Below are 12,174 nucleotides of genomic sequence, written 5' to 3'. Positions count from 1 at the left end.
GCCACCTTTTACTTTTGTTTTGAGCGATACATGACGAAGTCACCTGAAAAGACAACTTCCTCACCAACATAGCTGTTTACTTCAACTACGGTTCTTCCTTTTTCTTTATCATGTGAGGCTACTTTGGCTTTAGAGACGACTCTTTCGCCTTGTTTCACCTGCCTTGTAAACCTGATATTCGCTTTTGCTGTCAAAGCCAGTTCATCGTCGATGACGGCAACTGCCAGCGAATTTGCCTGGGCGAAGAGATGATGTCCCCTGGCAATTTGGTTTCGGCTGAATACATGCTCTTTTCTCACTTCTAAAATGGAAATGGCTTGGTCATCAAGTTCTACATCAATCATTTCTCCAATCACTTCATCCAGTGGAAGTGACTTTACTTCATCCTCTAATGTCTTCTCGGCCACATGCTTAATTCTTTCGCGTAATTCAGGGATCGACAGCTCTAAACGATCAAGACGAACCGTTTGTATGCTGACACCGAATTTACTTGCCAATTCTTCATCAGTAATGAATGGAGTCGAGCTGATCGTTTGCTGGAGAAGCTTTTGACGTTCTTTTTTATTTAGTTTCATATGCAGACACCATCCGTACATTTATGACTAGGTACTAATAGTAGTATATAATCTCATAGATGATAAATCAATCCTTGTTTCAAAAAGACAAGAAAATTCCTCCAGCATTTGATCAGCTTAATTTATCTCCTCCCAGCACACCGCTGTCTATCAGCGTTTGCCGGAGTTCTTTGTATTCGGGATCAGTCCAAAAGGCATCCGATTGGACAAGGTCTGCTGCATCTTTTCTAGCCGTTTCCAGCGCTCTATAGTCGTGAACCATATCTGCTACCTTAAATTCTGGCATCCCGCTTTGTTTTTTACCGAAGAAATCGCCGGGTCCTCTTAGTTCTAAGTCCTTTTCAGACAGCTCAAAGCCATCGGTTGTTTCGGACATAATCCGCATCCGCTCTTTCCCCGTTTCTGACTTCGGATCAGCCATTAAAATACAAAATGATTGATGCTCTCCTCGTCCGACCCGGCCTCTTAGCTGATGAAGCTGAGACAGTCCGAAGCGGTCTGCATCATAAATGACCATGATGGTTGCATTCGGTACGTTGACCCCGACTTCAACGACTGTGGTTGAAACAAGAATTTGTACTTCATTTGCGGTAAAGGCTCTCATGACCTGATCTTTTTCATCACTCGCCAGCTTCCCATGCATTAAGCCAATCGACCACTTGCCGCGGTATGCCTCAGTGAGCATGCTATGGACATCAAGCGCATTTTGGACATCAAGCTTGTCTGATTCTTCAATGAGCGGACAAATAATATATGCCTGTCTGCCTTTTCTCAGCTCTTTATCAACAAAAGCAAGAATTCTCTCAAGCATGTCATGCTTCACCCAATACGTTTCGATTTGTTTTCTGCCAGCTGGCAATTCATCAATGACGGAGACGTCCATTTCTCCAAAGACAGTAATCGCAAGTGTTCGCGGAATAGGTGTGGCCGTCATAAACAAGACATCCGGGTCCTGCCCCTTGCTTCTTAGTTTTTTCCGCTGCTCTACGCCAAACCGGTGCTGCTCATCTGTGATGACAAGACCGAGCTGCTGAAATTCGACTTCGTCTTGAATGAGTGCGTGCGTGCCGACTAATATGTCAATCTCGCCTTCTTTTAAACGTTCAAGCAATTCTCTGCGTCGCTTTCCTTTCACAGAGCTCGTCAAAAGGGCGATATTCAGCCCCCATTTTTCAAACAGCTGGTAAAGTGAATCGGCATGCTGTTCTGCCAAAATTTCTGTTGGGACCATTAATGCACCTTGAAAACCTGATAAATGAGCGGCATAAAGCGCAATGGCCGCAACAGCTGTTTTTCCTGAACCTACATCTCCTTGAAGCAGCCGGTTCATTCGATATGGAGACGCCATGTCCGACATGATTTCATCAAGCACTCTTGATTGTGCCTTCGTCAGCGGAAATGGCAGGCTGTTAACAAACTCAAAAACAGCCTCTTTGGAAAACGGATGCTGGATGCCTGATGTTCTCTCTCGTTCTTTCTTTCTAATCGCCTGCATCTTCAGCTGAAAGATGAGAAATTCCTCGTACACAAAACGGCGTCTTGCTTGCTTGAGCGAGTCTCTTGTTTCTGGGAGATGAATGGTTTTTAATGCTTCCTGATAGGACATGAGTTTATAGGCAGAGACAAGCTGCTTTGGCAATGGATCTTCAGCTTTGTCTGCATAAAGTGACAAGGCTTGCTTTACAAAGCGCCTCATCATTTTCACGGTCACATTTTCTTTTACTGAATAAACGGGCTCTATACTGCCATCTTGCTCGTGCGTCCCTTTTTTAAATTCCTGCACCATGATAGATTGACGGTTTTTATCCCATTTTCCTGTGACGGAAACTGTATCACCTAACACAAGGCTTCGTTTTAAATACGGGCGATTGAAACAAATCGCCGTAATGAGAAAACGCCCGACAAGCAGCCTGAATGTCAGCCTGCTTCGTTTTTTGCCATAATAGGTGAGAACGGGCTCACTATGTACTTTCCCTTCAACTGTGACACGTTCGTCATGCCTTACTTCTTCTAAGTTACGAAGCTCATAGTCGTCATATCGATAAGGAAAGTAGCCGAGTAAATCGGCTACTGTGTAGATTCCAAGTTCATTGAGTGTTTTTTCGGTTTCCTCTCCAATCCCCTTCAGGACAGAGACATTATCTTGCAGTTTCTGTATCACGAGATGAGGTCACACCTCCGAAAATCTTCTTTTCAAGCTCTCTTGCTGTCGGTGTCGCTGCGAGACCGCCTTGGGCTGTTTCGCGAAGAGCCGTTGGCATCGTTTGACCGATTTTGTACATCGCATCAATGACTTCATCACATGGAATGCGGCTTGTGATGCCGGCAAGAGCCATGTCTGCTGCAATCATGGCGTTAGATGCACCCATTGCATTTCGTTTCACGCAAGGTACCTCGACAAGTCCCGCTACAGGATCACAAACAAGTCCAAGCATATTTTTCAGTGTAATCGCCATCGCTTCTGCAGATTGCTGCGGTGTCCCGCCTGCCATCTCAACAATAGCTGCTGCCGCCATCCCTGATGCAGAACCTACCTCTGCCTGACAGCCGCCTGCTGCACCGGAAATGCTGGCGTTATTCGCCACAACAAAACCAAATGCGCCAGAAGTAAATAGGAATCTGACCATTTGTTCCTTTGTTGGCTTTAATGTTTCTTTTACTGCAAATAACGTACCTGGTACAACACCTGCTGAGCCTGCTGTAGGCGTGGCACAAATGGTTCCCATTGCAGCATTGACTTCATTTGTTGCAACTGCTTTACTGACAGCATCTAATATCGTATGACCAGACAGTGTTTTGCCTGATGCGATATAGGCTTGAAGTTTGACTGCATCTCCGCCTGTTAAGCCTGATAATGATTTCACACCCTTCAGCCCATTTTCAACGGCCTGCTCCATCACTTCTAGGTTGCGGTACATCTGGGAGAAAATTTCCTCACGTGACTTCCCTGTCACTTCCATTTCTTGCACAATCATAATTTCTGAAATGGAGGTATTCCGTTCTTCTGTTAGCTGCACGAGTTCTTTGACGTTTTTAAACATCATTCATAACCTCCTTGTTGTTACTCTGCAATTTGTGTGACTTGAATAATGTTTGGCAGCGTTTCTAGCTCTGATAGGACAGCTGGGTCAATATTTTGATCTACTTCAATCGTCATCAGTGCCTCTTGCCCGACATCTTTACGCGCCACTTCCATATGACCGATGTTGATGGCGAATTTCGCTAAGACATTGGCAACTGCCGCAATCGTCCCGTAGCGATCGTTATGAACCACAAGAATAGCAGGATGATTCCCTGAGAGCCTGAGCTCAAAGCCATTTAATTCTGTGATTTCAATTTTACCTCCGCCGATGGAAATCCCGATTAGTTCAAGGCTTCCGTTCGCATCTGAAATCTCTACTTTTGCTGTATTCGGATGCGCCGGCACCGCCTCTTCTTCTTTAAATTCAATGTCAATCTCTTTGCTTTTTGCAATATCAATCGCTGTTTTGATTCGTTCATCAAATGTATCAAAGTCAAGAACACCGCCGATAATGGCGACATCTGTACCGTGTCCTTTATACGTATCTTTAAAAGAACCATAAAATGAAACGACAATTCGTTTCGGTTCTCTTCCAAATAAGCTGCGGGCTACTCTCCCTATACGAGCCGCACCCGCTGTGTGCGAACTTGATGGCCCAATCATGACAGGTCCAATAATATCAAACACACTTCTAAATTTCATAGGTCTTCCCCTCTCATCACCACTCGCGTATGGTTTGGTTCTTTCTTTAGACTAATGGATTCATTCGTTTCCCGCAACTCATTTCACCGTTGAATGGCTAGTAAAAAATTGCAAAAGAAGAAGAAGGGCTTTATTTGCCCTTCTTTCGTTATTCAACCGCCAAAATATATGAATAAAGCGGCTGTTTTCCATCGTGGACTTCAACTTCTACATCTTCAAATGTTTCTTCAATAAAGGCTTGTAACGCATCCAGCTCATCAGATGATGCATCTTCCCCTTTAATGATGGTGACAATCTCATCATCTTCTGTCACCATTTTGGTTAGAAGTTCTTTTGCTGCATCTAATTGATTTTTCGCTGTTAACGTGATTTTCCCGTTGAACAGACCCATATAGTCACCTTTCGCAATGTCGATTCCATCAATTTGAGTATCTCTTACTGCAAAGGTAATTTGCCCGCTTTTCACATGGTCAATCGCTTCTAGCATCGCTCTTTCATTGTCTTCATTTGAAGCTGCTTCATTGAGAGAAAGAAGTGCCGACATTCCTTGAGGAACGGTCTTCGTCGGAATGACAACGACCTCACGGTTTGAGACAGTTGCCGCCTGTTTAGCTGCCATGACAATATTAGAATTATTAGGTAAGATAAAGACGGTTTCGGCATGTACGCTTTCTATTGCTGTGACAATGTCTTCTGTGCTCGGATTCATCGTCTGCCCGCCTTCAATGACGACGGAAGCTCCGATGCTTTTGAACAAGTCAGCAATTCCTTCTCCCATTGCGACACTGACCACACCAAAGCGCTGTTTTTCAGCAGCAGGTGCTTTTGGTGCAGCAGGCACATGTTCTCTTTCTTCGTTCACGATTGAGCTATGCTGCTCTCTCATGTTTTCAATTTTCATATTAATCAAGCTGCCGTAGCGCTGTGCATATGATAAAACATCTCCTGGCTGCTCGGCATGAATATGAACTTTCGCCAGTGTATCGTCAGACACCACAAGAAGTGAATCTCCGAATTCACTTAAGTCTTCTCTGAAGGCATTCTCATCAAAGGACTGTTTGTCTTCTTCAAATTTCACCATAAATTCAGTACAGTAGCCAAATTCGATATCTTCTGTGTTCATATGGCTTTGTGCACTTTTATGATGCTCTGCACTAACGAGTTCTTTTAGCGTAGGTAAAGAAGCCGATTTAGGAGGAAGCTCTTCACCTCTTAATGAAGCAAGGAAACCTTCATATACGCATAGAAGTCCTTTACCTCCACTATCGACAACACCCACTTCTTTTAAGACAGGAAGCAGATCTGGCGTTCGATCAAGTGATGCTCTTGCTTCCTCAATCGTTAACTCTAGAACGCGGTCAATTTGATCCTCTGCTGCCGAAACAGCAACCGCTTTCTTTGCTGCATCCTTTGCAACTGTTAAGATCGTTCCTTCAATCGGTTTCATCACGGCTTTATATGCTGTATCAACACCCGCCTGTAAGGCAAGAGCAAATTCTTTTGCATCAATCGTTTCTTTTTGTTCAATATGTTTACTGAAACCTCTAAAGAGCTGTGACAGGATCACGCCAGAGTTTCCTCTTGCGCCCATCAATAACCCTTTCGAGAGGGCCACGCCGACCTTCCCAATATGATCGGTGTTTGTTTCTTCAACTGCTTTTGCCCCTGAAGTCATCGACAAATTCATATTTGTCCCCGTGTCTCCGTCTGGCACTGGAAAAACATTTAACGCATCCACAATTTGTGCGTTTTGAGAAAGATGGTGAGCACCTGCAAGAATCATTTTTGCAAATGAGCGGCCATCAAGATTTCTAATAGACAATATATTTCCTCCTTACTACGGGTTCGTAACTTTTACTCCTTGTACATAAATGTTGACCGAGTCAACAGAAAGTCCAATTGTGTGATGAATCGTGTATTTGACTTTCGTTTGAACATTATGTGCGACTTCTGATATTTTTGTACCGTAGCTGACGATGATGTACATATCAATATGAATGCGGTCTTCTTTCTGACGCACAAGAACACCCCGGCTGAAGTTCTCTTTGCGGAGAATATCCGTCAAGCCGTCCTTAATTTGGTTTTTGGACGCCATGCCAACAATACCATAGCAATCGATCGCAGCGCCTCCTGCCACCATTGCAATGACTTCATTTGATATATCAATTTGTCCGTATTTCGTTCTAAGTTCAATGGACACATTGGTTCCCCCTTTTTGAGAAATTGCCCTGAGTTATCACTATTTTACTATAAGACCCTTCTTTTTAAAAGAAATCATTCAATCCGACCCAATCTTACTTATACTATAGCCTCGATTTTTTATCAAGATGTCAAGGTATTTTTCTTGAAAGAGGAGTAAACAATCCTTGCAAACCCCTTGAAGCTGTGGTAAATTATTAAAGTATCTTGAGGCATCTCTAAGTACGTATATGAAGAATATGATGATGTTTTCGCAGTTAGGAGGGAAACAAATGGCACGTAAATGCGTTATTACAGGCAGAAAAACAAAAGCTGGGAACAACCGTTCTCACGCAATGAACTCTACAAAACGTACATGGGGCGCGAACCTTCAAAAAGTTCGTATTCTAGTGGACGGTAAGCCTAAAAGAGTATATGTATCAGCTCGAGCTTTGAAATCTGGTAAAGTTGAGCGTGTATAAGCAAGAAGAGTAAACGCCTGCTACAATAAACTGTAGCAGGCGTTTTTATGTGGAAATAAAGGAGATTACTCATTAATCTTTTTTAAATGAACCAAGCATCGCACGGACAATGCCGCCAAGAAATCTAGGCAGTTTGATTGTATAAAATTTCATTTTGTCCCCCTCCTAAAAGTACCGCTTGCAGCACAATTGAGCTTAATCAGCCATCCACATTGATAGGTTGGTCAATCTTTGCTTCTTACCATTATTAATATGCCTTCATGAAAAGAAAAAGTACCATTTGAGTGGATGAGTTCGTTACTAATACATAGTGTGGAACCAGGCTCAATATGACAATTTTTCAGAGGATATTTGAAACCTTTTAATGTCAGCTTTTCAACCGATGTACCAAAGGGCAGAAACGACACATATTTTTTATCAGGGTCTTCTTTTATTTCGTATGTACCAGGACCAAACATTTGAATGATATTTTGCTTATCTACAAGAGTGATGTTCTGCTTGTGCTGAATGCCTTGATATAGAAGGTGAATATTTCCTAGAAAGTGATCAGCCCTTCCTCCTGTAATGCCGTAAATGTGAATATGCGCAGGGTGCTGGCGCATGGCCCAGTTCAGCGCAAGCTCTAAATCGGTTTCATCTTTTTCAGCCTGAAATACATTCAAGGCAGGCAATTTCTTTTTCAGCTCGCAAAGCTCTTCTTCTGTCACACTGTCAAAATCACCAAAAGCCTTGGCAGGCATGATGCCGTGCTCTAGTAAAAAGAGCGTCCCCCGGTCTACACCGACCCAGAGAATATCGTCCTGTGATGCTTCATGTTCAAGGGGCGGGATGTAATCAAAAGGACCGCCGGCTACGATATGTATGTGCATGATATACGCTCCTCTCCATGTAAAAAGAACCAAAGATCAGAGTGACTTTGGTTCCTTTTTTTACGCTTCTCGAATGGCCTGAATGGCTGCTGCACGGTTGTTTTTACCGTATATCGCTGAGCCGGCCACAAGTAAGTTAGCGCCCGCCTCTTTACAGCTCTTTGCAGTCTCTACATTGACACCGCCGTCTATTTCTATGAGTAAGTCTGATAAGCCCTTTTGTTCGCTAAGGGACTTCACTTCTTTTACCTTCGTGAGGACAGATGGAATAAACGCCTGTCCGCCAAAACCAGGATTCACCGTCATGAATAAGATAAGGTCTACATCCTCTAATACATGCTCAATCTGAGAAACAGGTGTGTGCGGGTTCAAGACGATGCCTGCTTTTACGCCTTGTTCTTTTATGTGCTGTATCGTTCTGTGCAAGTGCGGACAAGCTTCTACATGGACAGAAATAATGTCAGCACCTGCTTTTGCGAATGCAGGAATATACCGGTCTGGCTGCTCAATCATTAAGTGAACATCGAGCGGCAGCTTTGTATGCGGTCTGATCGCTTCCACAACATTCGGTCCAAATGTAATATTCGGTACAAAATGGCCGTCCATCACGTCGATATGAATGTAATCCGCTCCGCCTTGTTCCACATCACGGATATCTTTCTCCAAATTGGCGAAATCTGCTGATAAAATGGAAGGGGCAATATAAACCATGAGTTAGTACCTCGGCTTTCTGTCTTTGATTTCAGTTAAAAACTCTAAATAATGCTGATAGCGATACGCTCTGATTTGCTCTTGTTCGACCGCGCCTTTTACCGCACAGCCAGGCTCTTTCACGTGCAGACAGCCTCTAAACTTACAATCTGCACTCCGCTCTTTAATTTCTAAAAAGTAAAGGCCTAAATCTTCCGCTTCGATGCCGGTAAATTCGAGCGAGCTAAAGCCAGGTGTATCTGCAATGAGCCCTTCTGCTGTACGAATGAGTTCGACATGTCTTGTCGTATGCTTCCCCCTTCCAAGATGAGAGGAAATATCATTGGTTTTCAGCGCCAAATCAGGACTCATCGCATTTAAAAGAGAGGACTTACCTACACCAGACTGACCGGCAAATACAGTGATTTTATTGTGAAAATGCGGGGTCAGCTTTTCAATTCCGTCTCCCTCGATCGTGGATGTTACATGAACATCATATCCAATTTGCCGGTAGTCCTCTGCATAGCCTTGAATACTTTCAAGCTCTTCATCTGTTTTCAATAAGTCCATTTTTGTGATACAGATAATCGGCTTAATATCATTTGCTTCCACCAGCACTAGAAATCTGTCTAAAAGCGATGTGCTAAAGGTTGGTTCTGTCGCAGAGAAAACGAGCACCGCTTGATCGACGTTACTAATAGGCGGACGAACAAGTTCGTTTGTCCGCTCTTTTACTTCTAATAAGTAGCCTTCTTTATCGTTGTCCGCTTGATATACAACATAATCTCCAACAAGAGGTGTGATTTTGTTTTTCCGAAAAATACCTCTCGCTCTGCACTGAATCACTTTTCCACTTTCTAGAGACTCATCGAGCACATAATAAAATCCGCTTAATGCTTTAATAATTTTGCCCTCAGGCATAAAGTCCCTCCTTTATTCATCGTCAGGGTATTCGATTGTTTTAGAGCTTACGACCTTATCATCAACTGTCACTTGATAGTATCCTTTTTGACCTGGTTCAATCTTAAATTTAATGGTCCGTTCAGTTGGTGCAGTGATGTTAAAGGTTTCATATGAATCAGAAATGCTATGCTCAGCATCGTCAATGGAAATCTGAACGGTCATTTCTTGCCCTTCAGTTACTGGTTCATACGGGATGGCAATCTTTTCAGTTACCGTTTTAGCCGGTTTTTTCTTCGGTCCAAGTGAGAAGGTGATTTTAACCGTATCACCTGGTTTCACAGCAGTACCAGCTCCTGGTTCCTGCTTCATTACCTCACCTTTTGGCACATCATCAGAATACGCTTCTTTTTCATCAAGCTTTAATCCGTTATCCTCTAAATAATTCGATGCAGCCTGTTTACTATATGTCGTTAAATCCCGCAATGTAATATCGGCAGGACCTATGCTGACCGTCAACGTCACTTCTTCATCTGCTGCCACAAGCTCAGTACTCGCTGAAGGTTTCTGTTCCATGACAATCCCAGATTCGGTGTCATTATCATTTACTTCCTCCACAACAACTTGCTTAAACCCTTTTTTCTCTAATAATTCTTTTGCTTTATCAACCTTTTCACCTGTTACATCAGGTAATTCGGTCTTTTCTTTGCCAGTACTTTGGTAAAGCTGAATCTCGGTTCCTTCTTTTACCTTTGTGCCGATTTTCGGGTCTGTTTTGACGACAAGCCCTTTTTCAATTTTTTCATCAGCGATCTCAATTGGTTCAGAGGCGACGGTAAAGCCGGCTTTCTTCAAGGTGTCCTCTGCTTTTTCAATCGTCATGCCAGATACATCAGAGACCTCAACATCTTTTGGAAAGAGCAGTCCGGGAAACACAGTGATAGCTAAAATGGTCGCAGCAGTTAGAATAAACAGGATGGATGCCACAACCCAAGGCCATTTTTTTCGTTTCTTTTTCGGCTTTTGTTTCTCTTTTTTCTTCGGTTTTTGCACCGGATGGACAGCTGTTTTTTCATTGTCTTGATCGACTTGATGATCTTGAATGATTGGGATCGCTTTCGTTGCTTCATGATCCTCTTCAATGACAAAGCGTTTTTCTTTTAGTCTTGAAGGGTCGAAAGCAGTTTGCAGATCTTTTTGCATTTCAGATGCATCTTCATATCGATAAAATGGATCTTTGGCCATTGCCTTTAAAATGATGTTTTCCACGCTTTGTGGAACAGAAGGATTCCACCTTCTGACAGATGGCGGCTCTGATTGCAAATGCTTCAGCGCAACACTGACAGCTGATTCCCCTTCAAATGGCATGCGTCCAGAAATGAGTTCATAGAGCACAATTCCAAGTGAATAGATGTCTGACTTTTTCGTCGCAAGACCTCCGCGTGCTTGTTCTGGAGACAAATAGTGCACGGATCCTAGGACCGAATTTGTGTGGGTGATGGTCGCTGAGCTGAGTGCAATGGCAATCCCAAAATCAGTGACTTTAATATTTCCCATGTTGTCTATTAATATATTGTGAGGCTTAATGTCCCGGTGGACGAGCTGCTTTGCATGGGCTTCTTCCATCGCCGCAACGACTTGCTCCATAATGCGAACGGCTTCTTTCGGATGAAGCGGGCCATTGGCGTGTATGTATTCTTTCAGCGTCATCCCCTCGACATATTCCATGACAATATAATAAATGTCATCTTCTTCCCCTACATCGTAGATGCTGACAATATTTGAATGATCTAAGCTTGCGGCTGATTGCGCCTCGCGCCGGAAACGTCTAATAAAATCATCATCGCTTGCAAAGTCAAAGCGCAAAACTTTAATCGCAACTTCGCGATCTAAAATCATGTCCTCCGCCAAATAAACGTTTGCCATTCCGCCTCCGCCTATGACGCGAAGAATCTGATAACGGCCGCTGATCCGTTTTCCGATCAACACTTGCTGTCACCCTCCTCTGGCTGGGAGGAGATTTCTAACAATACTGCTGTAATGTTATCTTCACCGCCGTTGTCATTCGCTGTTTGGATTAATGCTGTTACTTTTTCATCTGGTGCGGTCGTTTGCGTTAAAATATGAATCAAATTCTCTTCTTCTACTTTATTGGATAAACCATCTGAGCAAAGCAGGATTTGATCTCCTGGGTCCACTTCAAAAGTATGTGCATCAATTTGAACGTGTTTATCTGTCCCTAATGCTTTTGTGAGCACGTTTTTTCTTGGATGATATTCTGCATCCTCTTTAGAAATTTCACCTGTTTTCACAAGCTCATTTACAAGTGAATGGTCATCCGTAAGCTGGGTCAGTGCTCCTTCTCTTAGCAAGTAGCAGCGGCTGTCTCCAATATGGGCAATTGTGACCGTTTGCAAATGAACGAGCGCACAAACAATGGTCGTCCCCATTCCTTGGCACTCCTCATTGTTTTTCGCATGTTCATATACTTGATCATTAATGTCACTAATTTTTGAGATTAACCAGCTTTCTTGCTCTGCTGGTTTTGCTGGGATTGAAGATGTTTCTTCCCAGTATTCTTTTAAAGAAGAGACGGCCATCCTGCTGGCGACATCACCAGCAAGATGACCTCCCATTCCATCTGCTACAACAGCTAGAAGGGTGTCTTCTTTTGCTTCAAAAATACCTGCATCATCTTCATTATGCTGACGGACTTTTCCTGTATCGGTTTGAAAGGCTGCCCTTATCAACATTCG

General features: G+C 43.3%; 13 protein-coding genes. 1 reads left to right on the top strand and 12 read right to left on the bottom strand.

Features of this window, described 5'->3' with window-relative positions:
• Positions 1-8 precede the first annotated feature (8 nt).
• The 6 genes from fapR to NST65_RS07550 form a co-directional block, all read right to left on the bottom strand.
• On the bottom strand, positions 9-575 hold the full coding sequence (gene fapR, locus NST65_RS07575; RefSeq protein WP_024424199.1) for a transcription factor FapR: 567 nt from the start codon (positions 573-575) through the stop codon (positions 9-11).
• A gap of 112 nt (positions 576-687) precedes the next feature.
• Positions 688-2,736, bottom strand: coding sequence for an ATP-dependent DNA helicase RecG (gene recG, locus NST65_RS07570; RefSeq protein ID WP_065214346.1), 2,049 nt, complete (start codon positions 2,734-2,736; stop codon positions 688-690).
• Positions 2,714-3,616 carry an L-serine ammonia-lyase, iron-sulfur-dependent, subunit alpha gene (gene sdaAA / locus NST65_RS07565; RefSeq protein ID WP_024424200.1) on the bottom strand — a complete coding sequence of 301 codons (903 nt, stop codon included), beginning with the start codon at positions 3,614-3,616 and terminating at the stop codon, positions 2,714-2,716. Before sdaAA ends, recG begins: the two co-directional genes overlap by 23 nt.
• Before the next feature lie 20 nt (positions 3,617-3,636).
• Positions 3,637-4,299 (bottom strand): L-serine ammonia-lyase, iron-sulfur-dependent subunit beta, encoded by a 663-nt coding sequence (gene sdaAB / locus NST65_RS07560; RefSeq protein WP_024424201.1) that lies wholly within the window; start codon positions 4,297-4,299, stop codon positions 3,637-3,639.
• A gap of 148 nt (positions 4,300-4,447) precedes the next feature.
• Positions 4,448-6,121: a DAK2 domain-containing protein gene (locus tag NST65_RS07555; protein WP_034281752.1), complete on the bottom strand. Its 1,674-nt coding sequence runs from the start codon at positions 6,119-6,121 to the stop codon at positions 4,448-4,450.
• Between the two features lie 15 nt (positions 6,122-6,136).
• Entirely contained in the window at positions 6,137-6,499 is a 363-nt protein-coding gene (locus NST65_RS07550; protein ID WP_008344871.1) for an Asp23/Gls24 family envelope stress response protein, read from the bottom strand.
• A gap of 271 nt (positions 6,500-6,770) precedes the next feature.
• On the opposite strand from NST65_RS07550, the gene rpmB reads away from it, so the two are divergent.
• The gene (gene rpmB, locus NST65_RS07545) at positions 6,771-6,959 is read left to right on the top strand and encodes a 50S ribosomal protein L28 (RefSeq protein WP_003212514.1); all 189 of its coding nucleotides are present in this window, start codon (positions 6,771-6,773) and stop codon (positions 6,957-6,959) included.
• A gap of 72 nt (positions 6,960-7,031) precedes the next feature.
• Here rpmB and spoVM read toward each other — a convergent pair whose 3' ends face one another.
• The 6 genes from spoVM to NST65_RS07515 all read right to left on the bottom strand — a co-directional run bounded on the left by spoVM (position 7,032) and on the right by NST65_RS07515 (position 12,171).
• A complete protein-coding gene (gene spoVM, locus NST65_RS07540; RefSeq protein WP_008354550.1) occupies positions 7,032-7,112 on the bottom strand; it encodes a stage V sporulation protein SpoVM in 81 nt (26 codons plus the stop codon).
• Positions 7,113-7,183: 71 nt separating this feature from the next.
• Positions 7,184-7,828 carry a thiamine diphosphokinase gene (locus NST65_RS07535; RefSeq protein ID WP_034281751.1) on the bottom strand — a complete coding sequence of 215 codons (645 nt, stop codon included), beginning with the start codon at positions 7,826-7,828 and terminating at the stop codon, positions 7,184-7,186.
• Positions 7,829-7,888: 60 nt separating this feature from the next.
• A complete protein-coding gene (rpe, locus tag NST65_RS07530) occupies positions 7,889-8,539 on the bottom strand; it encodes a ribulose-phosphate 3-epimerase (protein WP_041117359.1) in 651 nt (216 codons plus the stop codon).
• A 3-nt stretch (positions 8,540-8,542) separates the two neighbouring features.
• Positions 8,543-9,439, bottom strand: a complete 897-nt coding sequence (rsgA, locus tag NST65_RS07525; protein ID WP_070325807.1) for a ribosome small subunit-dependent GTPase A — start codon at positions 9,437-9,439, stop codon at positions 8,543-8,545.
• 12 nt (positions 9,440-9,451) lie between these two features.
• The gene (pknB, locus tag NST65_RS07520) at positions 9,452-11,407 is read right to left on the bottom strand and encodes a Stk1 family PASTA domain-containing Ser/Thr kinase (RefSeq protein WP_111927355.1); all 1,956 of its coding nucleotides are present in this window, start codon (positions 11,405-11,407) and stop codon (positions 9,452-9,454) included.
• Positions 11,401-12,171 (bottom strand): Stp1/IreP family PP2C-type Ser/Thr phosphatase, encoded by a 771-nt coding sequence (locus NST65_RS07515; RefSeq protein WP_034281746.1) that lies wholly within the window; start codon positions 12,169-12,171, stop codon positions 11,401-11,403. Before NST65_RS07515 ends, pknB begins: the two co-directional genes overlap by 7 nt.
• Positions 12,172-12,174: the final 3 nt, after the last annotated feature.

The sequence above is a fragment of the Bacillus sp. FSL P4-0248 genome (assembly GCF_038593305.1).
Classification (GTDB): domain Bacteria; phylum Bacillota; class Bacilli; order Bacillales; family Bacillaceae; genus Bacillus; species Bacillus safensis.
The sequence above is the reverse complement of the archived record's forward strand: the minus strand, read 5'-3'. Positions and strand labels throughout refer to the sequence as shown.

Coding starts and splice junctions, on each gene's coding strand:
- NST65_RS07515 (WP_034281746.1), bottom strand. CDS start 12,171: ATGTTGATAAGGGCAGCCTTTCAAACCGATACAGGAAAAGTCCGTCAG.
- fapR (WP_024424199.1), bottom strand. CDS start 575: ATGAAACTAAATAAAAAAGAACGTCAAAAGCTTCTCCAGCAAACGATC.
- NST65_RS07535 (WP_034281751.1), bottom strand. CDS start 7,828: ATGCACATACATATCGTAGCCGGCGGTCCTTTTGATTACATCCCGCCC.
- rpe (WP_041117359.1), bottom strand. CDS start 8,539: ATGGTTTATATTGCCCCTTCCATTTTATCAGCAGATTTCGCCAATTTG.
- sdaAA (WP_024424200.1), bottom strand. CDS start 3,616: ATGTTTAAAAACGTCAAAGAACTCGTGCAGCTAACAGAAGAACGGAAT.
- rpmB (WP_003212514.1), top strand. CDS start 6,771: ATGGCACGTAAATGCGTTATTACAGGCAGAAAAACAAAAGCTGGGAAC.
- rsgA (WP_070325807.1), bottom strand. CDS start 9,439: ATGCCTGAGGGCAAAATTATTAAAGCATTAAGCGGATTTTATTATGTG.
- spoVM (WP_008354550.1), bottom strand. CDS start 7,112: ATGAAATTTTATACAATCAAACTGCCTAGATTTCTTGGCGGCATTGTC.
- sdaAB (WP_024424201.1), bottom strand. CDS start 4,299: ATGAAATTTAGAAGTGTGTTTGATATTATTGGACCTGTCATGATTGGG.